Source organism: Streptomyces pristinaespiralis, assembly GCF_001278075.1.
GTDB lineage: Bacteria > Actinomycetota > Actinomycetes > Streptomycetales > Streptomycetaceae > Streptomyces > Streptomyces pristinaespiralis.
Window position 1 is genome coordinate 6518383 of the sequence record NZ_CP011340.1, and the last position, 20962, is coordinate 6539344.

The window sequence follows — 20962 nt, forward strand, 5'->3', positions numbered from 1 at the left end:
GAGGGGGGCGAGGGGCCCGCAGATGCCCGGCCCGGTCGGCCCGCCGCGCATGCAAAGAGGCCCGGCCCGCCGTGTTGTCGGCGGGCCGGACCTCTACGGCATCACTCAGGCGGAAGCCGGGCGGTACAGCTCGCGCGGCAGCTCCGACGCCGCCGCCGCGTCCAGCAGCCACAGCGTCCGCGCCCGGCCGTACGCCCCGGCCGCCGGCGCCTGGATCTCGCCCGCCCCCGACAGCGCGATCTCCGCCGCCTTCGCCTTGTCCTCGCCCGCGGCGAGCAGCCACACCTCACGTGCCGCGCGGATCGCCGGCAGCGTGAGCGAGATGCGGGTCGGCGGCGGCTTGGGCGCTCCGTGGACCCCGACGACCGTGCGCTGCGTCTCGCGGACCGCCGGGAGTTCGGGGAACAGGGACGCCACGTGCGTGTCGGGCCCGACGCCCAGCATCAGGACGTCGAACGTCGGGACCGGACCGTGGTCCTCCGGACGCGCCGCCGCGGCCAGTTCCGCCGCGTAGGCGGCGGCCGCCGCCTCCACGTCGGAGCCGTACGGGCCGTCCGACGCGGGCATGGCGTGCACCCGCGCCGGGTCCAGCGGTACGGCGTCGAGCAGCGCCTCACGCGCCTGCGTGACATTGCGCTCCGGGTCGCCCGCGGGCAGGAACCGCTCGTCGCCCCACCACAGGTCGAGCCGCGACCAGTCGATCGCGTCCCTGGCCGGGGACGAACTGAGCGCGGCCAGCAGGCCGTTGCCGTTGCGGCCGCCGGTGAGGACCACGGAGGCCGAACCGCGAGCGGCCTGGGCGTCCACGATCTTCGTGATCAGCCGGGCCGCGGCCGCCTGGGCCATCAGGTCCTTGTCGCGGTGGACGACGAGCTGCGGGGCGGCGGTCATTCCGCTGCCGCCTTCTTCGCGGCGGCGGTCTTCTTGGCCGGAGCGGCCTTCTTCCCGGCCGGGGCCGGGGCCGGAGCGGACTCCACCGCGGCCGGCGTGGCCGCGCCGAGGCGCTCCACCCCGTACCGCAGAGCCGACGAGTACGTGTCGTCCGGGTCGAGCCGGCGCAGTTCCTCCGCGATCAGCTCGGCCGTCTCGCGCCGCTTGAGCGCGACCGCACGGTCCGGCTGGCCCTCGATGGACAGCGTGGCGAGCGATCCGTCGGGCCGGTCCAGCACGATCGGTCCGCAGTCGGACTCCATCCGCACGGAGGTGAGGCCGGGCCCGGCCGACGAGGACCGCTTCACCGGTACGTGCAGCCGGTCCGCGAGCCACATCGCGAGCAGCTCGCAGCTCGGGTTGAACTCCTCGCCCTCCACCTCGACGGAGGTGACCTTGCAGGTGACCTGGTCCAGCGCCGCCGCGAGCATCGAGCGCCACGGAGTGATCCGGGTCCACGACAGGTCGGTGTCGCCGGGGGTGTAGGCCTCCGCGCGGGCAGCGAGCTCACGCACCGGCTGCTCGGCGGCGTAGGTGTCGGTCACCCGCCGCTGGGCGAGCGACCCGAGCGGGTCGTTGGCCGGGTCGGTCGGCGCGTTGACCGGCCACCAGACGACGACGGGGGCGTCCGGCAGCAGCAGCGGCAGCACCACCGACTGGGCGTGGTCGACGACCTCGCCGTACAGGCGCAGCACGACCGTCTCGCCGGTGCCTGCGTCCGCGCCCACCCGCACCTCGGCGTCGAGCCTGGCCTTCGCACGGTCACGCGGGGAGCGTGAGACCCGCTTGATGACCACGAGGGTGCGCGAAGGGTGCTCGCGGGACGCCTCGTTGGCCGCCTTCAGCGCGTCGTAGGCATTCTCCTCATCGGTCACGATGACCAGGGTGAGGACCATGCCGACGGCCGGGGTGCCGATCGCCCGGCGGCCCTGCACCAGCGCCTTGTTGATCTTGCTGGCCGTGGTGTCCGTAAGGTCGATCTTCATGGCCGACGCCAGCTCCGTCCGTCTCGTGCGAGCATTTCGTCCGCCTCGTCCGGTCCCCAGGTGCCGGCCGTGTACTGGGCCGGCTTGCCGTTCGCGTCCCAGAACTGCTCGATCGGATCGAGGATCTTCCAGGACAGCTCGACCTCCTCCACCCGCGGGAAGAGGTTGGAGTCGCCGAGCAGCACGTCGAGGATGAGGCGCTCGTAGGCCTCGGGGCTGGACTCCGTGAACGACTCGCCGTACGCGAAGTCCATCGAGACGTCCCGGACCTCCATCGAGGTGCCGGGCACCTTGGAGCCGAACCGCATGGTCACGCCCTCGTCCGGCTGGACGCGGATGACCAGGGCGTTGTGCCCGAGCTCCTCGGTCGCCGTGGAGTCGAACGGCGAGTGCGGGGCGCGCTGGAAGACGACCGCGATCTCGGTGACGCGCCGGCCGAGCCGCTTGCCGGTGCGCAGGTAGAAGGGGACGCCCGCCCACCTGCGGTTGTCGATCTCCAGCTTGATCGCGGCGTAGGTGTCGGTCTTCGACCTGGGGTCGATTCCCTCTTCCTGGAGGTAGCCGACGGCCTTCGCGCCGCCCTGCCAGCCCGCGGTGTACTGCGCGCGGACCGTGTTCTTCGCCAGGTCCTTGGGGAGCTTCACCGCGCCGAGGACCTTGGTCTTCTCGGCCGCGAGGGCGTCCGCGTCGAAGGAGGCGGGCTCCTCCATCGCGGTCAGCGCCAGCAGCTGGAGGAGGTGGTTCTGGATCACGTCACGGGCGGCGCCGATGCCGTCGTAGTAGCCTGCCCGGCCGCCGATGCCGATGTCCTCGGCCATCGTGATCTGCACATGGTCGACGTACGACCGGTTCCATATGGGCTCGAAGAGCGTGTTGGCGAACCGCAGCGCCAGAATGTTCTGGACGGTCTCCTTGCCCAGGTAGTGGTCGATGCGGAAGACCTCGTTCGGCGGAAAGACCTCGTGCACCACCTGGTTGAGCTCCTTCGCGGAGACCAGGTCGTGGCCGAACGGCTTCTCGATGACCGCACGCCGCCAGGAACCTTCCTTCTGGTCCGCCAGCCCGTGCTTCTTCAGCTGCTGGACGACCTTGGGGAAGAACTTCGGCGGCACGGAGAGGTAGAACGCGAAGTTGCCACCGGTGCCCTGCACCTTGTCGAGGTCCTCGATGGTGGACTTCAGCTGCTCGAACGCGTCGTCGTCGTCGAAGGTGCCCTGGACGAACCGCATCCCCTGGATGAGCTGCTGCCAGACCTCCTCACGGAACGGCGTGCGCGCGTGCTCCTCGACCGCGTCGTGGACCTCCTGCGCGAAGTCCTCGTGGGCCCACTCGCGCCGGGCGAAGCCGATGAGCGAGAAGCCCGGCGGCAGCAGCCCCCGGTTCGCGAGGTCGTAGACGGCTGGCATCAGCTTCTTGCGCGAAAGGTCGCCCGTGACGCCGAAGATGACCAGGCCCGACGGCCCCGCGATACGCGGGAGCCGTCGGTCTGCAGCATCACGGAGCGGGTTGGCTCCGCCAATACCGGACAAGTCGCTCAGCCCTCCGAGGGTGCGAGGCGCTTGAGCTCGGCCTCGGTCGACTTGAGCAGGTCGGTCCAGGCCGCCTCGAACTTCTCGACGCCCTCGTCCTCGAGCTGCTGGACGACCTCGTCGTAGGAGATCCCGAGCTTCTCCACGGCCTCGAGCTCCGCGCGGGCCTGCTCGTAGGTGCCGCGGACGGTGTCGCCGGTGATCTGCCCGTGGTCGCCGGTCGCGTTCAGCGTGGCTTCCGGCATGGTGTTCACGGTGCCGGGGGCGACCAGCTCGTCCACGTACAGGGTGTCCTTGTACGCCTTGTCCTTGACGCCGGTCGAGGCCCACAGCGGGCGCTGCTTGTTGGCCTGCGCCTTGTCGAGCGCGGCCCAGCGGTCGGAGGAGAAGACCTCCTCGTACGCCTCGTAGGCGAGCCGGGCGTTGGCCAGGGCCGCCTTGCCGCGGGCCTCCTTGGCCTCCGGGGTGCCCAGCGCGTCCAGCCGCTTGTCGATCTCGGTGTCCACGCGGGACACGAAGAACGAGGCCACCGAACGGATCTTGGACAGGTCCAGGCCCGCGGCCTTCGCCTTCTCCAGACCGGCCAGGTAGGCGTCCATGACCTCGCGGTAGCGCTCCAGCGAGAAGATCAGCGTGACGTTGACGCTGATGCCGAGGCCGATGACCTCGGTGATCGCCGGCAGACCCGCCTTGGTGGCCGGGATCTTGATGAAGGTGTTCGGACGGTCCACCAGCCACGCGAGCTGCTTGGCCTCCGCGATGGTCGCCTTCGTGCTGTGCGCGAGACGCGGGTCGACCTCGATGGAGACCCGGCCGTCCTGGCCGCCCGTCGAGTCGAACACCGGGCGCAGCACGTCGGCGGCGTCACGGACGTCCGCCGTCGTGATCATGCGGATGGCTTCCTCGACGGTCACCTTGCGGGCCGCGAGGTCCTCCAGCTGCTGGTCGTAGCCGTGACCGTCCGAGATCGCCTTCTGGAAGATCGACGGGTTGGTCGTGACACCCACGACGTGCTGCTGGTCGATCAGCTCGGCGAGGTTGCCCGAGGTGATCCGGGTGCGGGACAGGTCGTCCAGCCAGATCGCGACGCCTTCGTCGGAGAGGCGCTTGAGTGCGTCTGTCATGAGAAATGCATCTCCTACTTGTCGTGTACCGGCGTCAGCGCGCGGCGGCTTCGATCGATTCCCGTGCTGCGGCGGCCACGGCCTCTGCGGTGAAACCGAACTCGCGGAAGAGAACCTTGCCGTCGGCGGAAGCGCCGAAGTGCTCCAGCGAGACGATGCGTCCGGCGTCACCGACGTAACGGTGCCAGGTCAGGCCGATGCCCGCCTCGACCGCGACTCGCGCCTTGAGCGACGGGGGAAGCACCGAGTCCCGGTACCCCTGGTCCTGCTCCTCGAACCACTCGACCGAGGGCATCGAGACCACACGGGCCGGGATGCCGGCCGCCTGGAGCTGCTCACGGGCGCCGACGGCGAGCTGGACCTCGGAGCCGGTGCCGATCAGCACCACCTGGGCGTCGCCGCCCTCGGCCTCGAAGAGCACGTAGCCGCCCTTGGCCGCGTCCTCGTTGCACTCGTAGGTCGGCACGCCCTGACGGGTCAGCGCGAGGCCGTGCGGGGCGCCCTTGCCGAACTCCTTGGTGTAGCGCTTGAGGATCTCGCGCCAGGCGATCGCGGTTTCGTTGGCGTCGGCCGGGCGCACGATGTTCAGGCCCGGGATGGCGCGCAGCGAGGCCAGGTGCTCCACCGGCTGGTGGGTCGGGCCGTCCTCGCCGAGGCCGATCGAGTCGTGCGTCCACACGTAGGTGACCGGCAGGTGCATCAGGGCGGAGAGCCGTACGGCGTTGCGCATGTAGTCGGAGAACACCAGGAAGGTGCCGCCGTAGACGCGGGTGTTGCCGTGCAGCGCGATGCCGTTCATGACCGCGGCCATCGCGTGCTCGCGGATGCCGAAGTGGATCGTCCGGCCGTACGGGTCGGCCTCCGGCAGCGGGTTGCCCGCGGGGAGGAACGACGACGTCTTGTCGATCGTGGTGTTGTTCGAGCCGGCCAGGTCGGCGGAGCCGCCCCACAGCTCGGGCACGACCGCGCCGAGTGCCTGGAGGACCTTGCCGGACGCGGCGCGGGTGGCGACACCCTTGCCGGTCTCGAACTCCGGCACCGCGTCCTCCCAGCCCTCGGGAAGCTCGCCCGAGCGGATCCGGTCGAACTCGGCGGCGCGCTCCGGGTTGGCCGTACGCCACGCGGCGAACGTCTTCTCCCACTCGCCGCGGGCCTCACGGCCGCGGTCCAGAGCGCCACGGGTGTGACCGAGGACCTCCTCGGAGACCTCGAAGGTCTTCTCCGGGTCGAAGCCCATGACGCGCTTGGTGGCGGCGACCTCCTCGTCGCCCAGCGCCGAGCCGTGTGCGGCCTCGGTGTTCTGGGCGTGCGGGGCGGGCCAGGCGATGATCGAGCGGGCCGCGATGAACGAGGGGCGCTCGGTCTCGGCCTGCGCGGCCTTCAGGGCGTTGTAGAGGCCGACCGGGTCGAGGTCGCCGTTCTCCAGCTGCTGGACGCGCTGGACGTGCCAGCCGTACGCCTCGTAGCGCTGGAGGGTGTCCTCGGAGACGGCCGTCTCCGTGTCGCCCTCGATCGAGATGTGGTTGTCGTCCCACAGCAGGACCAGGTTGCCGAGCTTCTGGTGGCCGGCCAGCGACGAGGCCTCGGCCGAGATGCCCTCCTGGAGGCAGCCGTCGCCGGCGATGCACCAGACCGTGTGGTCGAAGGGGGACGTGCCGGGCTCGGCGTCCGGGTCGAACAGGCCGCGCTCGTAGCGGGCGGCCATGGCCATGCCCACGGCGTTGGCGACGCCCTGGCCGAGCGGCCCCGTCGTCGTCTCGACGCCCGTGGTGTGCCCGTACTCCGGGTGGCCGGGGGTCTTCGAGCCCCAGGTGCGGAACGCCTTCAGATCGTCCAGCTCCAGGCCGTAGCCCGCGAGGTAGAGCTGGATGTAGAGCGTCAGAGACGAGTGGCCCGCGGACAGGACGAACCTGTCACGGCCTGTCCAGTCGGCGTCCGCGGGGTCGTGCCGCATCAGCTTCTGGAAGAGCACGTACGCGGCGGGGGCCAGGCTCATGGCCGTACCCGGATGGCCGTTGCCGACCTTCTGTACGGAATCCATGGCCAGGACGCGGACGGTGTCGACTGCCCGCTGGTCCAAAGCGGTCCACTCGAGGTCTGTGGTGGTCGGCTTGGTGCTCACCCTGAGTCAGGGCTCCTCTCCACATGTCGAATCCCGGTACAGAGGCGTGTACCGGGCGCTGTCGAGCCTACCCTCGCAGCAACGCGCGCCTTTTCGGTCCCGCGTCTTTCCCATTGGACACTGCCAGAGTGCGGGCCCTTGGTGTTCCGCGCCTGTCGGCGATGTATACGCCCGGCGTCGCGCCGGCGCTCAACACGAGTCGACCCCCGCGAAGATCGGCGTACGGGCAGCGTCTAGAGTGGCGTGGTACGCGCAAGTCTTACCGGGTCCTCACTCCCCCATTGCCCTTCGGGCGTGGGCGGCACTCCCAGAGACTTGCTGGGATTTCTCTGTCAGGGGTGTGCGTGACGGCCGTCGAGTCCCGACCCGCGGGGGTCGTCTTGGCTACCGGCCCGGGGGGCCATCGGCCGTTCGGGGCCCGCGCCAAGGCGTTCGTGGCACTGACCAAGCCGCGGATCATCGAGCTGCTGCTGATCACCACCGTTCCGGTGATGTTCCTCGCCGAGCAGGGCGTTCCCGACCTGTGGCTCGTGCTCGCCACGTGCCTGGGCGGGTACCTGTCCGCCGGCGGCGCCAACGCGCTCAACATGTACATCGACCGCGACATCGACGCCCTGATGGACCGCACCTCGCAGCGGCCGCTCGTCACCGGCATGGTGTCCCCGCGCGAAGGCCTGGTCTTCGGTCTGACCCTCGCCGTGGTCTCCACGCTCTGGTTCGGACTGCTGGTCAACTGGCTGTCCGCCGCGCTGTCGCTCGGCGCGCTGCTGTTCTACGTCGTCGTCTACACGATGATCCTCAAGCGGCGCACCGCGCAGAACATCGTCTGGGGCGGCATCGCCGGCTGCATGCCGGTCCTGATCGGCTGGTCCTCCGTCACCAACTCGATGTCGTGGGCCGCCGTCATCCTCTTCCTCGTCATCTTCTTCTGGACGCCGCCGCACTACTGGCCGCTGTCGATGAAGGTGAAGGACGACTACGCGAGGGTCGGCGTGCCGATGCTCCCGGTCGTCGCGGGCAACAGGGTCGTCGCCCGGCAGATCGTCCTCTACAGCTGGGTCATGGTCGCCGTCTCGCTGCTGCTGACCCCGCTCGGCTACACCGGCTGGTTCTACACGGCGGTGGCGCTGGTCTCCGGCGGCTGGTGGCTGTGGGAGGCGCATGGGCTGCAGAGCCGGGCCAAGGCGGGCGAGACGGGCGGCAAGCTCAAGGAGATGCGGCTCTTCCACTGGTCGATCACCTATGTGTCGCTGCTGTTCGTGGCCGTGGCGGTGGACCCCTTCCTGCGCTGACGGCGGTCGCTGCCCCAAGGTGGCCGAGGCCACTCGGCTCTGCCGTCGCCAGTCGATCTACCCGCGAGTAGCATGCCGTTCATGGCAGAAAACAAGGTTGAAGAGACGGCGTCGCCGGCCGCCGACGCCCGCGCGGAGCGCAAGGCCTCGAAGCTCGCCAAGCAGATCAAGGCGTTCGCCGGCGCGCACGGCGGCGCCGAGGGCCAGCTCGCCTACATCGGCCAGATGGGCACCCGCATCGTGCTCGTCGGCGAGGACGGCGGCTGGGGAGACCTCGTGGCACCGAGCCACGCCGTCGCCGTCAGCGCCGCGGAGAAGGCCGGGATCACGGTGCACGAGTCCTTCGACGGCGACTTCGCCGCGAAGGTCCGCACCGGCCCGTACGAGTGGAGCCGCATGGCAGGCATCCAGGTCGGCGGCCCTTCCAACGCCTGACCAACACCTCACGCGGGGCTCACCCGTTAGGACTGTGGAAGCACGGTCCTAGACAGGGAGCTCCCGATGATCGACGCCGCGTCCTCTGTGCGTCTGGTCGACCAGTACTGCCACGGGGTGCTCCGCACGGAACTGGGCCTCGGCACCTTCGAGACGTACCTGGGCCCCGCCGCCGGGGCCCCGCCGGCCTCCGGCACCACGTTCTTCGACACCCAGACCGGGTTCGCGGTCCGGCGCTGGTGCCCGCCGCTCCTGGGGCTCGAACCGCACTGCCCGCCCGCCCACTACCTGGCCCGCCGCCGCGAGCTCGGAGTGGTCGAGGCGGGCAGACGCCTTCTGCGGGGCACCGGGATCGCCACCTACCTCGTGGACACCGGCCTGCCGGGGGACCTCGCGGGCCCGGCGGAGCTGGCGGCGGCCGGAGCGGCCCAGGCGCGCGAGATCGTCCGGCTCGAACTGCTCGCGGAGCAGGTCGCGGACACCTCGGGCACCGTCGAGTCCTTCCTGGCGAACCTCGCGGAAGCGGTGCACGGGGCGGCCGGCACCGCCGTCGCCTTCACCACCGTCGCCGCCGGACGGCTGGCGGACCCGGCGGAGCCGCCGGGGCCCGGCGAGGTGCGCGGAGCGGCCGGCCGCTGGCTCGCCGGCCGCCGGGTGGGCGACCCGCTCACCGATCCGGTCCTGCTGAGGCACCTGCTGTGGGCCGCCCTCGCCACCGGCCTGCCGCTGCAGCTGCACATCGGCGTACGGGACCCGATGCCGCTCGCGGGGTTCGCCGCGGCGACCGCCGGCCTCGGCACGGACCTGGTCCTGCTGCACGGCTACCCGCACCACCGCACCGCCGCCCACCTCGCCGGCGCCTACCCGCACGTCTACGCCGACCTCGGCCCCGCCCTCGCGCAGACCGGGGCGAGGGCGGCGGCGGTCCTCGCGGAGATCCTCGAACTCGCCCCCTTCGGCAAGCTCCTGTTCTCCAGCGGCGCGCGGGGCCTGCCGGAGCTGCACGTCGTCGGGGCGCACTCCTTCCGCGACGCCCTCGGCCGCGTGCTCGGCGGCTGGGTCACGGACGGCGCGTGGTCGCGGCGCGACGCGGAGCGCGTGGCGACGATGCTGGCGGCGGGCAACGCGGGGCGGGTCTACGGCCTGGCCGGGTGAGCCTCCGCCCGCGTCCCCGCCGCGCCGTCCCGCCGGATGGGCTGCGCGGCGCCGCTGCGATCGGCTCCGCCGGGCGCGGGTACTGCGCTCGGCGCGGTGTTCCGGGCCCCCCGGAGCCGGCACCGCGTTTCGTGCGGCGCGTGCGGTGTTCGGTGCCCGGACCTGGCATTGCGGTGCGGCCGCTTCTTGGGGCGCTGCCGGGACCGCGACTGCGCTCCGGGCGGTCCATCGGGGCTCCGCCCCGCCGGGCCCCCGCTCCGCGCGGTGTCACGAGGGCCGTCTGCGGCCCCGCGCCTCGGAGCGGCGGCGGGGCTGTGCCACCGCCGGGGGCGGGAGTGCGCGCGGCGGCATTCCCGGCCCGTCCGGAGATCGAGGACACCACGCGAAGCGCGGTATGCCGCCCGCAGGGCGGTAGGCGGCCCGGGCGGGGCCTTGCGGTACGCCGCCCGCAGGGGACGGTAGGTGGGTGTCCGGGGGGGCCTCGCGGTACGCCGCCGCAGGCTGCGCAGGGTCCGGCCGGAGCCCGGTTCGGGGCCCGGCCGCCAGGCCGTAGGGGAGGGCAGGGGCACACACCCCCGCGGGCGGGACGTCAGGCCGAGGCGAGGGCGTCCGCGTCCTGCGGCGCCGCGGCCGGTGCCGGCAGGGCTTCACGCTCCCGCAGGCTCAGCGCCAGCCTCAGCACCGCGATCCACATCAGGGAGGAACCGAGCATGTGCGCGCCGACCAGCAGCTCCGGCACCCCGGTGAAGTACTGGACGTAGCCGAGCACGCCCTGCAGCAGCACCACGAGCAGCAGGTCACGCGCGCGGGCGCGGGTGTCGTCCGGGGCGTCGACCACGCGCAGGACGAGCCACATCGCCACCGCCAGCGCACACACCACCCACGCGGCGATCGCGTGGACGTGCGCGGCGGCGGACCAGTCCCACGGCATGCGCGGGACGTCACTGCTGTCGCCCGCGTGCTTGCCGGAGCCCGTCACCGTCGTGCCGAGGGTGATGAGCACCGCGGAGACCCCGACGATCGCCCAGGACAGCCTGCGGACCGGCCGCGGGACCCGCGGACGCGGCGCGCCGTCGCCTTCGTGGGTGCGCACCCAGGTGACGGTCGCGACCGTGAGCAGAGCGTTGGCCAGCAGGAAGTGGCCGGCCACCGACCACGGGTTGAGGCCCGCCCACACCGTGATGCCGCCGATGACGGCGTTGCCCATCACGATCCAGAACTGCACCCAGGCCAGCCTGGTCAGCCCGCGCCGCCGCGGCTTCACGGCACGCACCGCGACGATCGCCCAGCCGACGGCCGCCGACAGGACGTACGTCAGCATCCGGTTGCCGAACTCGATCGCGCCGTGGAGGCCCTGCTCGGGTGTGGCGAAGAGACTGTCGTCCGTGCACTTGGGCCAGGTGTCGCAGCCGAGGCCGGAGCCGGTGAGCCGGACGGCACCACCCGTGACGACGATGACGATGGTCATCACGACGGCTGAGAGCGCGGCGCGCCGCAGGATTTTGGGCGACGGTGTCCAGCGCTGGGCGATATAGGCGAGGGGGGTCTGCACGGCCACTATCGTAAGCGGGCCCTTGTGCACGGTTTCACGAGGGGTCCGCGGAGGGCACGGGGGAGGGGGACGGCGGGGGCGCCGACGCCTTGGTGGCCGCCGGCGCGGACGTCGTCCGGAAGCGGGAGCCGTCGAGGTGGCCCTCCTCGTCCCACCACAGCGCGAAACGCCACGGCGTGGGCTCCGGCGGCACGTCGGACGAGTGGAGGAAGGCGTCCGTCAGTTCCGCGGCCACCGCCTCCGCCGTGCAGTCGGTGACCGCGTCCATGCCGCGCCAGGGGTGCGTCAGCGGCTCCCAGGAACCGTCCGCCTGCCGTACGTCGAACCGCCACACGGCCCGCCAGGAGTGGGCGCGCAGGATCCGGTCCACCTCGGCGCGCTCCAGCCCGAGCCCCTCCGCGACCGCTTCCGGCGCCACGCCGTCGATCCGCGCGGACAGGACCGCGAGCGGCAGCCGGCGCCGCGGCAGCAGCCCGCGTTTGTGGAGCTGGGTGAGGCCGCCCTCGAAAGGACAGCGGCGCAGGCGGCGTTCGAGCTGGTCGCCGAGGTGCTCGAGCATCGCGGCGTGGGCGCGCTCCGCCGGGTCGGGCCGCTGCCAGAGCGCGTGGAACTCCCGTTCGGCGCGTACGGCCCATTCAGCCGCGTCCACCGGCCTGCCGAGTTCCTCCAGGCGGTCGCCGAGGAAGACGTGGGCCTGGGCGAGGCCTTCGCGGTTGACCGGGTCGGACGGGTCGAGCCGCTCCCACACCGCGATCGCCCGGTGGGTGGCCTCCACCGCGGCGAGCCCGGCCAGGCGGTCCTGGCCGCACGGCTGTTCGCCGTGCGGCCGGAAGGAGTAGCGGGGCAGGCCCAGCTCGTCGCTGAGCGGCTCTGCGAGGTACACGGACTGGCTGATCAGCGCCCGCGCGTACCAGCGGGCGTGCTCGTCGTCGTGCCGGGCGGGCTCCGCGCAGTGCCGGACGGCCTTCTCGACGGCGCTCAGCGCGTCGGCGCGCCGGCCGGTGTCGAAGTGGTGCCGGGCCAGGTCGCCGTACCGCAGGCTCAGCCGTGCGGAGAGGGCGAGGTCGTTCTCGGCGTGCGGGGTGAGGGCGGAGATCACATCACTGAGCATCCGCATCCGCGTCCCGGACGAGGACGCGGGCCTTCCGGTCCTGACCCTCGCCCACTCCGCGTCCAGCCGCAGCGCGGCAGCTCGCTCCATCCAGGCCTCCCACCGTGCGCTCCGTGCGGGTCTCGGCAGGGTCGTCCCGGCGCGCGTGTCACTCCCAGCGGAAGGTCCGGGCGGCCGCGCCCAGTCCGAGCACCGCCCAGAGGGCGAGGATGCCCAGATTGCCCCACGGCATGCCCGCGCCGTGCCCGAGGACGTCACGCAGTCCGTCGGAGAGCGCGGAGATGGGCAGCAGCCCCAGCACCGAGGCGACGCCGTCGGGGAACCTGTCCAGCGGCACGATCACACCGCCGCCGACGAGCAGCAGCAGGAAGACGAGGTTGGCCGCCGCGAGGGTGACCTCGGCCTTGAGCGTGCCGGCCATGAGCAGGCCGAGGCCGGAGAAGGCGGCGGTGCCGAGGACGAGCAGCAGCAGCACGGCGAGCGGACCGCCCTGCGGCGACCAGCCGAGAGCGAACGCGATGACCGTCAGCAGGACGACCTGGAGGATCTCGGTGACCAGGACGGAGAGCGTCTTGGCGGTCATCAGGGCCCAGCGGGGGATCGGAGAGGCACCGAGCCGCTTGAGCACCCCGTAGCGGCGCTCGAACCCGGTGGCGATGGCCTGTCCGGTGAAGGCGGTGGACATCACGGCCAGCGCGAGGACACCGGGGGCGAGGAAGTCGACCGCCCGTCCCTCTCCCGTGTCGACGATGTCGACGGTGGAGAACAGCACGAGCAGCAGCGAGGGGATGATGACGGTGAGCAGCAGCTGTTCACCGTTGCGCAGCAGCATCTTCGTCTCGAACGCGGCCTGCGAGAGGATCATGCGGCCCAGCGGTGCGGCGCCCGGCGCCGGTGTGTACGTGCCGGCGCTCATCCGCGCAGCTCCTTGCCCGTCAGCTCGAGGAAGACGTCCTCGAGGGTGTGTCGCTCCACCGAGATGCCGTGCGGCAGTACGCCGTGCTGGGCGCACCAGGAGGTGACCGTCGCCAGGAGCTGCGGGTCGACGTCGCCGGTGATCCGGTACTCGCCCGGTGTGAGTTCCGCCGCCGCCGAACCGTCGGGGAGCGCCTTCAGCAGCGAGCCGACGTCGAGGCCGGGGCGTCCGGTGAAGCGCAGGGTGTTCTCCGCGCCGCCGCGGCACAGCTCCTCCGCGCTGCCCTGGGCGACCACCCGGCCGGCGTCGATGATCGCGATGTGGTCGGCGAGCTCCTCGGCCTCGTCCATGAAGTGGGTGGTCAGCACGGTGGTGACACCGTCCGCGCGCAGTTCGCGGACGAGTTCCCAGGTGGCGCGGCGAGCCTGCGGGTCGAGGCCCGCGGTGGGCTCGTCGAGGAAGACCAGCTCGGGGCGGCCGACGACGGCCATGGCCAGCGCGAGGCGCTGCTGCTGGCCCCCGGAGAGCCGCCGGTACGTCGTGCGCCCGCAGCTGCCGAGGCCGAGGCGTTCGATCAGGGCGTCGACGTCCAGGGGGCGGGCGTGCAGGGAGGCCATGTGGCGGAGCATCTCGTCGGCGCGGGCGCCGGAGTAGACACCGCCCGACTGGAGCATCACGCCGATACGGGGGCGCAGTCGCGCGGCGTCGGCGACCGGGTCGAGGCCGAGGACCCGCACGGTGCCGGCGTCGGCACGGCGGTAGCCCTCGCAGGTCTCGATCGTGGTGGTCTTGCCGGCCCCGTTGGGCCCGAGGACGGCGGTCACCGAACCCGGTGCGACATCGAGGTCGAGGCCGTCCACGGCGGCCTTGGGTCCGTACCGCTTGACCAGGCCCCGGATCCGGACGGCAGGCTCGCTCAGCATGCCGGGAAGTCTAGGCGGGCGCCTGCGGTGACCGGGCCGCGGGTCCGGGTCGCCCGCCCGGACGGGGTGTGCGGCCCCAGGGGGCCTCACCAGGGGTTCAGCCCTCCGGCTGATCATTTCCGCAGGTCAGCTTAGGTATACCTAAGTGATGTACGGCACCGGGCGGTGATCGGGACGCCGCTTGTCACTCTCTGAGGAATTACGCAACAATGGCGTTGTGAAAAACCTCGGCGAGGCTCCCCAGGAGGAACTCGCGACCGGTGAGCGCTCGACGCGCAACCGTGTCGCGCGCTCCATCCTGGACCACGGCCCGTCCACGGTGGCCGACCTCGCGGGGCGACTGGGGCTGACCCAGGCGGCCGTCCGCCGGCACCTCGACTCGCTCGTCTCCGAGAACGTCGTGGAGGCTCGCGAGCAGCGTGTCTACGGCGCCCGCACCCGCGGCAGGCCCGCCAAGGTGTTCGCCCTGACCGACTGCGGCAGGGACGCCTTCGACCAGTCGTACGACACGCTGGCCGTCGACGCCCTGAGGTGGATCGAGGAGAACGCCGGGGGAGAGGCGGCAGTCGCCGCATTCGCCCGGGACCGCATCGAGGCGCAGGCCGTGGCCTACGCCGCGGCCGTCGAGGCCGCGGCGCCCGAGGAGCGTACGGAAGCGCTGGCGAAGGCCCTGAGCGCCGACGGGTACGCTGCTACGGCCCGCAGCGCGCCGGTCGGTGAGCAGCTCTGCCAGCACCACTGCCCGGTCGCCCACGCGGCCGAGAAGTACCCGCAACTGTGCGAGGCGGAGACCGAGGTCTTCTCGCGGCTCCTCGGGACACACGTGCAGCGGCTCGCCACCATCGCCCACGGCGACGGCGTCTGCACCACGTTCATCCCGCGCGGCGCGCCCCAGGGCGGCACCTCGCCGCCACCGGGCGACCCGCCTCGGGACAGCACCACACAGACCCGCACCACACCATCAGCTTCTGCAAGCACGGCCGGGAGGAACCCCGCATGACTCTCCCCACGGAGACTGCCCACCCCGAACTCGAGGGCCTGGGTAAGTACGAATTCGGCTGGGCCGACTCCGACGCGGCGGGTGCCGCGGCCAAGCGCGGTCTCTCCGAGGACGTCGTCCGCGACATCTCCGCGAAGAAGAACGAGCCGGAGTGGATGCTGAAGCTGCGGCTGAAGGGTCTGCGCCTCTTCGACAAGAAGCCCATGCCCAGCTGGGGCTCCGACCTCTCCGGCATCGACTTCGACAACATCAAGTACTTCGTGCGCTCCACCGAGGCCCAGGCCGCCTCGTGGGAGGAGCTGCCCGAGGACATCAAGAACACCTACGACAAGCTCGGCATCCCGGAGGCGGAGAAGCAGCGCCTGGTCGCCGGTGTCGCCGCGCAGTACGAGTCCGAGGTCGTCTACCACCAGATCCGTGAGGACCTGGAGGAGCAGGGCGTCATCTTCCTCGACACGGACACCGCGCTGAAGGAGCACCCGGAGCTCTTCCAGGAGTACTTCGGCACCGTCATCCCGGTCGGCGACAACAAGTTCGCGTCGCTGAACACGGCCGTGTGGTCCGGCGGGTCGTTCATCTACGTCCCCAAGGGCGTCCACGTGGACATCCCGCTGCAGGCCTACTTCCGTATCAACACGGAGAACATGGGCCAGTTCGAGCGGACGCTGATCATCGTCGACGAGGACGCCTACGTCCACTACGTCGAGGGCTGCACCGCCCCGATCTACTCCTCGGACTCGCTGCACAGCGCCGTGGTCGAGATCATCGTCAAGAAGGGCGGCCGCTGCCGCTACACGACCATCCAGAACTGGTCGAACAACGTCTACAACCTGGTCACCAAGCGCGCCGTGGCGTACGAGGGCGCGACCATGGAGTGGGTCGACGGCAACATCGGCTCCAAGGTGACCATGAAGTACCCGGCCGTCTACCTGATGGGCGAGCACGCCAAGGGCGAGACCCTGTCCATCGCCTTCGCGGGCGAGGGCCAGCACCAGGACGCCGGCGCCAAGATGGTCCACATGGCCCCGAACACCTCGTCCAACATCGTCTCCAAGTCGGTGGCGCGAGGCGGCGGCCGTACGTCCTACCGCGGTCTGATCGAGATCGGCGAGGGCGCGCCCGGCGCGAAGTCCAACGTGCTCTGCGACGCGCTGCTGGTCGACACGATCTCCCGCTCGGACACCTACCCGTACGTCGACGTCCGCGAGGACGACGTCTCCATGGGTCACGAGGCGACGGTCTCCAAGGTCTCGGAGGACCAGCTCTTCTACCTGATGAGCCGGGGCATGACCGAGTTCGAGGCGATGGCGATGATCGTGCGCGGCTTCGTCGAGCCGATCGCCAAGGAACTCCCCATGGAGTACGCGCTGGAGCTCAACCGGCTGATCGAGCTGCAGATGGAGGGCTCGGTGGGCTGACGCCTTCCGGGACCCCGAGCAGCGACAGACTTCTGACGTAGGAAGAGAGCAAGACGACAGCCATGGCTGAGGCTCAGAACATCCCGGTGGGCTCCACCACCGCCGGCTCGATCGCGGTGGCCGCCGAGTCGACCGTCGCCACCCGTATGAGTGCGCCCCCGTCCTTCGACGTGGCGGACTTCCCGGTCCCGCACGGCCGTGAGGAGGAGTGGCGGTTCACGCCGCTGGAGCGCCTCGCCGGTCTGCACGACGGCACCGCCGTCGCGACCGGCACCGGGATCAAGGTCGACATCGAGGCCCCCGAGGGCGTCACCGTCGAGACGGTGGGCCGCGACGACGCGCGGCTCGGCAAGGCCGGTACCCCGGTGGACCGGGTCGCCGCGCAGGCGTACTCCTCCTTCGAGCAGGCCACGGTCGTGACCGTGCCGAAGGAGACGCAGCTCGCCGAGCCGATCCGCATCGCGGTGCACGGAGAGGGCGGCACGGCCTTCGGCCACCAGGTCGTCGAGCTCGGCGCCTTCGCGGAGGCGGTCGTGGTCATCGACCACACCGGCGACGCCGTGCTCGCGGCGAACGTCGACTACATCCTGGGCGACGGCGCCAAGCTGACCGTCGTCCTGGTCCAGGACTGGGACGACAAGGCCGTCCACATCGCCCAGCACAACGCGCTGGTCGGCCGGGACGCCTCCTTCAAGTCGGTCGTGGTGACCTTCGGCGGTGACGTCGTGCGGCTGCACCCCCGGGTCTCCTACGCCGGCACCGGCGGTGAGGCCGAGCTCTTCGGCCTGTACTTCACCGACAAGGGCCAGCACCAGGAGCACCGCCTCCTCGTCGACCACAACATGCCGCACTGCAAGTCCAACGCCGTCTACAAGGGCGCGCTGCAGGGCGACGACGCCCACGCGGTGTGGATCGGCGACGTGCTCATCCGGGCCGTGGCGGAGGGCACCGACACCTACGAGATGAACCGCAACCTGGTCCTCACGGACGGTGCGCGGGTCGACTCGGTGCCGAACCTCGAGATCGAGACCGGCGAGATCGCCGGCGCCGGTCACGCGTCGGCCACCGGCCGCTTCGACGACGAGCAGCTGTTCTACCTGATGTCCCGCGGCATCCCGGAGGCCGAGGCCCGGCGCCTCGTCGTCCGCGGCTTCTTCGCGGAGCTGGTCCAGCAGATCGGCCTGCCGGACGTCGAGGAGCGCCTGCTCGACAAGATCGACGCCGAGCTGGAGGCGTCGGTTCTGGAGGCGTCCGCCTGATGGCCTTCGTCAAAGCCTGTGCGCTGAGCGAGCTGGAGGAGGACACCCCCAAGCGGGTGGAACTCGACGGCACGCCGGTGTCCGTGGTCCGCACGGAGGGCGAGGTGTTCGCGATCCACGACATCTGCTCGCACGCCAACGTCTCCCTCTCGGAGGGCGAGGTGGAGGACTGCCAGATCGAGTGCTGGCTCCACGGCAGCGCCTTCGACCTCCGTACCGGCAAGCCGTCGGGCCTTCCCGCGACGCGCCCCGTCCCCGTATACCCCGTCAAGATCGAAGGGGACGATGTGCTCGTCTCCGTCACCCAGGAGTCCTGAGTCACCCATGGCAACGCTTGAAATCCGCGACCTGCACGTTTCCGTCGAGGCCGACAACGCCACGAAGGAGATCCTCAAGGGCGTCGACCTGACCGTGAAGCAGGGCGAGACCCACGCCATCATGGGCCCCAACGGCTCCGGCAAGTCGACCCTCGCCTACTCGCTGGCCGGCCACCCCAAGTACACGATCACCGGCGGCACCGTCACCCTGGACGGCGAGGACGTCCTGGAGATGAGCGTCGACGAGCGCGCCCGCGCCGGCCTCTTCCTCGCCATGCAGTACCCGGTCGAGATCCCCGGCGTCTCGGTCTCCAACTTCCTGCGCACCTCCGCCACGGCCATCCGCGGCGAGGCCCCCAAGCTGCGTACCTGGGTGAAGGAGGTCAAGGAGGCCATGGAGCGCCTCAACATGGACCCCGCCTTCGCCGAGCGCAACGTCAACGAGGGCTTCTCCGGCGGTGAGAAGAAGCGCCACGAGATCCTTCAGCTCGAGCTGCTCAAGCCGAAGATCGCGGTCCTCGACGAGACCGACTCCGGCCTGGACGTCGACGCGCTGCGCATCGTCTCCGAGGGCGTCAACCGCGTCCGCGAGAGCGGCGAGGTCGGCACCCTGCTGATCACGCACTACACGCGCATCCTGCGCTACATCAAGCCCGACCACGTGCACGTCTTCGCGAACGGCCGGATCGTCGAGTCGGGCGGCCCCGAGCTCGCCGACAAGCTGGAGAACGAGGGCTACGAGGCATACACCACCAAGGGAGGCGTCACCGCGTGATCACACTGCCGGGCCTCCTGGACACAGAGGCGATCCGTAAGGACTTCCCGATCCTCGACCGGGTGCTCCACGACGGCAAGAAGCTCGTCTACCTGGACAACGCGGCGACCTCCCAGACGCCGCGCCAGGTGATCGACGTACTCAGTGAGTACTACGAGCAGCACAACGCCAACGTCCACCGCGGCGTGCACGTGCTCGCCGAGGAGGCCACGGCGCTGTACGAGGGTGCCCGTGACAAGGTCGCCGCCTTCATCAACGCGCCGAGCCGTAACGAGGTGATCTTCACCAAGAACGCCTCGGAGTCGCTCAACCTCGTCGCGAACATGCTGGGCTGGGCCGACGAGCCCTACCGCGTGGACAGCGACACCGAGGTCGTCATCACGGAGATGGAGCACCACTCCAACATCGTTCCGTGGCAGCTGCTGTCGCAGCGCACCGGCGCGAAGCTGAAGTGGTTCGGCCTCACCGACGACGGCAGGCTCGACCTGTCGAACATCGAAGAGGTCATCACCGAGAAGACGAAGATCGTCTCCTTCACGCTGGTCTCCAACATCATGGGCACGGTCAACCCGGTCGAGGCGATCGTCCGCCGGGCGCAGGACGTCGGCGCGCTGGTGCTGATCGACGCCTCGCAGGCCGCGCCGCACATGGTGCTGGACGTGCAGGCGCTGCAGGCCGACTTCGTGGCCTTCACCGGCCACAAGATGTGCGGCCCGACCGGTATCGGTGTGCTGTGGGGCCGGCAGGAGCTCCTGGAGGACCTGCCGCCGTTCCTGGGCGGCGGCGAGATGATCGAGACCGTGTCGATGCACTCGTCCACCTACGCTCCCGCGCCGCACAAGTTCGAGGCGGGCACGCCCCCGATCGCCCAGGCCGTCGGCCTCGGCGCGGCCGTGGACTACCTGAGCTCGATCGGCATGGACAAGATCGCCCAGCACGAGCACGCGCTCACCGAGTACGCGGTGAAGCGGCTGCTGGAGGTCCCGGACCTGCGGATCATCGGCCCTGCCACGGCCGAGGACCGCGGTGCCGCGATCTCCTTCACGCTCGGTGACATCCACCCGCACGACGTGGGCCAGGTCCTCGACGAGCAGGGCATCGCGGTGCGCGTGGGTCACCACTGCGCGCGCCCCGTCTGCCTGCGGTACGGAATTCCTGCGACCACGCGGGCGTCGTTCTATCTGTACTCCACGCCGGCAGAGGTCGATGCTCTGGTCGACGGCCTGGAGCACGTCCGTAACTTCTTCGGGTAGAGGCGGCGACTTGTGAAGCTGGATTCGATGTACCAGGACGTCATCCTGGACCACTACAAGCACCCCCACGGGCGGGGCTTGCGGGACGGCGACGCCGAGGTGCACCACGTCAACCCGACGTGCGGCGACGAGATCACCCTCCGTGTGAAGTACGACGGATCGCGTATCGAGGACGTGTCCTACGAGGGCCAGGGCTGTTCCATCAGCCAGGCCAGCGCCTCCGTCCTGAACGAACTTCTGGTCGGCAAGGAGCTCGCAGAGGCGCAGAAGATCCAGGGCACGTTCCTGGAGCTGATGCAGTCCAAGGGGCAGATCGAGCCGGACGACGCGATGGAGGAGGTGCTGGAGGACGCGGTCGCGTTCGCCGGCGTCTCCAAGTACCCCGCCCGTGTGAAATGCGCGCTGTTGAGCTGGATGGCGTGGAAGGACGCGACGGCCCAGGCGATGGGCGAAGACCGCGACAAGGCTGCGAGGAAGACCGCATGAGCGAGAACGAGACGACCCTCACGAAACCGGCGTCCGAGGAGGAGGTCCGCGAGGCGCTGTACGACGTCGTGGACCCCGAGCTGGGCATCGACGTCGTCAACCTCGGCCTCATCTACGGCATCCACATCGACGACTCCAACGTCGCGACCCTGGACATGACGCTGACGTCGGCTGCCTGTCCGCTGACCGACGTGATCGAGGACCAGGCGAAGGCCGCGACCGACGGCATCGTCAACGAGTTGAAGATCAACTGGGTCTGGATGCCGCCGTGGGGTCCGGACAAGATCACGGACGACGGCCGGGAGCAGCTCCGCGCGCTCGGTTTCAACGTCTGACGCTTCCGGAAACGGACTGCGACGGCCATGCCCGCCAGGCACAC

At 70.8% G+C, this 20962-nt stretch carries 20 protein-coding genes; 11 read left to right on the forward strand and 9 right to left on the reverse strand.

Translation table 11 applies throughout. From position 1 onward, the window contains the following. Positions 1-105 precede the first annotated feature (105 nt). The 5 genes from pgl to tkt are packed head-to-tail and all read right to left on the reverse strand — an operon-like array spanning position 106 to position 6691. Positions 106-891: a 6-phosphogluconolactonase gene (gene pgl / locus SPRI_RS27795; protein ID WP_005318989.1), complete on the reverse strand. Its 786-nt coding sequence runs from the start codon at positions 889-891 to the stop codon at positions 106-108. Then, complete coding sequence (gene opcA / locus SPRI_RS27800) at positions 888-1916, reverse strand: glucose-6-phosphate dehydrogenase assembly protein OpcA (protein ID WP_037775002.1); 1029 nt, start codon at positions 1914-1916, stop codon at positions 888-890. Before opcA ends, pgl begins: the two co-directional genes overlap by 4 nt. Further along, positions 1913-3436 (reverse strand): glucose-6-phosphate dehydrogenase, encoded by a 1524-nt coding sequence (zwf, locus tag SPRI_RS27805; protein ID WP_374987872.1) that lies wholly within the window; start codon positions 3434-3436, stop codon positions 1913-1915. Before zwf ends, opcA begins: the two co-directional genes overlap by 4 nt. A 14-nt stretch (positions 3437-3450) precedes the next feature. Further along, positions 3451-4569 carry a transaldolase gene (gene tal, locus SPRI_RS27810; protein ID WP_005318992.1) on the reverse strand — a complete coding sequence of 373 codons (1119 nt, stop codon included), beginning with the start codon at positions 4567-4569 and terminating at the stop codon, positions 3451-3453. Positions 4570-4603: 34 nt separating this feature from the next. Then, entirely contained in the window at positions 4604-6691 is a 2088-nt protein-coding gene (gene tkt / locus SPRI_RS27815; RefSeq protein ID WP_005318993.1) for a transketolase, read from the reverse strand. A gap of 338 nt (positions 6692-7029) precedes the next feature. Between tkt and SPRI_RS27820 the strand changes: the two genes are divergently transcribed. The 3 genes from SPRI_RS27820 (at position 7030) to SPRI_RS27830 (ending at position 9573) form a co-directional block, all read left to right on the forward strand. Further along, entirely contained in the window at positions 7030-7983 is a 954-nt protein-coding gene (locus tag SPRI_RS27820; protein ID WP_005318994.1) for a heme o synthase, read from the forward strand. Between the two features lie 72 nt (positions 7984-8055). Continuing rightward, positions 8056-8418, forward strand: a complete 363-nt coding sequence (locus SPRI_RS27825; RefSeq protein ID WP_005318995.1) for a type 1 periplasmic-binding domain-containing protein — start codon at positions 8056-8058, stop codon at positions 8416-8418. Between the two features lie 66 nt (positions 8419-8484). Beyond that, positions 8485-9573, forward strand: coding sequence for an amidohydrolase family protein (locus SPRI_RS27830; protein WP_053557434.1), 1089 nt, complete (start codon positions 8485-8487; stop codon positions 9571-9573). Between the two features lie 589 nt (positions 9574-10162). Here the strand turns inward: SPRI_RS27830 and SPRI_RS27835 are convergent. The 4 genes from SPRI_RS27835 to SPRI_RS27850 are packed head-to-tail and all read right to left on the reverse strand — an operon-like array spanning position 10163 to position 14075. Then, the gene (locus tag SPRI_RS27835; protein ID WP_182327605.1) at positions 10163-11125 is read right to left on the reverse strand and encodes a COX15/CtaA family protein; all 963 of its coding nucleotides are present in this window, start codon (positions 11123-11125) and stop codon (positions 10163-10165) included. 34 nt (positions 11126-11159) lie between these two features. Beyond that, positions 11160-12326, reverse strand: coding sequence for a hypothetical protein (locus tag SPRI_RS27840; protein ID WP_005318998.1), 1167 nt, complete (start codon positions 12324-12326; stop codon positions 11160-11162). Between the two features lie 58 nt (positions 12327-12384). Continuing rightward, complete coding sequence (locus tag SPRI_RS27845) at positions 12385-13152, reverse strand: ABC transporter permease (RefSeq protein WP_005318999.1); 768 nt, start codon at positions 13150-13152, stop codon at positions 12385-12387. Continuing rightward, entirely contained in the window at positions 13149-14075 is a 927-nt protein-coding gene (locus tag SPRI_RS27850) for an ABC transporter ATP-binding protein (protein ID WP_005319000.1), read from the reverse strand. Before SPRI_RS27850 ends, SPRI_RS27845 begins: the two co-directional genes overlap by 4 nt. A gap of 217 nt (positions 14076-14292) precedes the next feature. Between SPRI_RS27850 and SPRI_RS27855 the strand changes: the two genes are divergently transcribed. The 8 genes from SPRI_RS27855 (at position 14293) to SPRI_RS27890 (ending at position 20918) form a co-directional block, all read left to right on the forward strand. Beyond that, positions 14293-15075: a helix-turn-helix transcriptional regulator gene (locus SPRI_RS27855; protein WP_005319001.1), complete on the forward strand. Its 783-nt coding sequence runs from the start codon at positions 14293-14295 to the stop codon at positions 15073-15075. Continuing rightward, positions 15072-16493 carry a Fe-S cluster assembly protein SufB gene (sufB, locus tag SPRI_RS27860; RefSeq protein WP_005319002.1) on the forward strand — a complete coding sequence of 474 codons (1422 nt, stop codon included), beginning with the start codon at positions 15072-15074 and terminating at the stop codon, positions 16491-16493. Before SPRI_RS27855 ends, sufB begins: the two co-directional genes overlap by 4 nt. A gap of 62 nt (positions 16494-16555) precedes the next feature. Then, on the forward strand, positions 16556-17752 hold the full coding sequence (sufD, locus tag SPRI_RS27865; RefSeq protein WP_005319004.1) for a Fe-S cluster assembly protein SufD: 1197 nt from the start codon (positions 16556-16558) through the stop codon (positions 17750-17752). Further along, positions 17752-18069, forward strand: coding sequence for a non-heme iron oxygenase ferredoxin subunit (locus SPRI_RS27870; protein ID WP_005319006.1), 318 nt, complete (start codon positions 17752-17754; stop codon positions 18067-18069). Before sufD ends, SPRI_RS27870 begins: the two co-directional genes overlap by 1 nt. A 7-nt stretch (positions 18070-18076) precedes the next feature. After that, positions 18077-18844 carry a Fe-S cluster assembly ATPase SufC gene (gene sufC, locus SPRI_RS27875; RefSeq protein WP_037775005.1) on the forward strand — a complete coding sequence of 256 codons (768 nt, stop codon included), beginning with the start codon at positions 18077-18079 and terminating at the stop codon, positions 18842-18844. Beyond that, positions 18841-20097 carry a cysteine desulfurase gene (locus SPRI_RS27880; RefSeq protein ID WP_005319010.1) on the forward strand — a complete coding sequence of 419 codons (1257 nt, stop codon included), beginning with the start codon at positions 18841-18843 and terminating at the stop codon, positions 20095-20097. Before sufC ends, SPRI_RS27880 begins: the two co-directional genes overlap by 4 nt. A 12-nt stretch (positions 20098-20109) precedes the next feature. Next, on the forward strand, positions 20110-20583 hold the full coding sequence (gene sufU / locus SPRI_RS27885) for a Fe-S cluster assembly sulfur transfer protein SufU (RefSeq protein WP_005319012.1): 474 nt from the start codon (positions 20110-20112) through the stop codon (positions 20581-20583). Beyond that, on the forward strand, positions 20580-20918 hold the full coding sequence (locus SPRI_RS27890) for a metal-sulfur cluster assembly factor (RefSeq protein WP_005319013.1): 339 nt from the start codon (positions 20580-20582) through the stop codon (positions 20916-20918). The genes sufU and SPRI_RS27890 overlap by 4 nt, the downstream gene beginning before the upstream one ends. Positions 20919-20962: the final 44 nt, after the last annotated feature.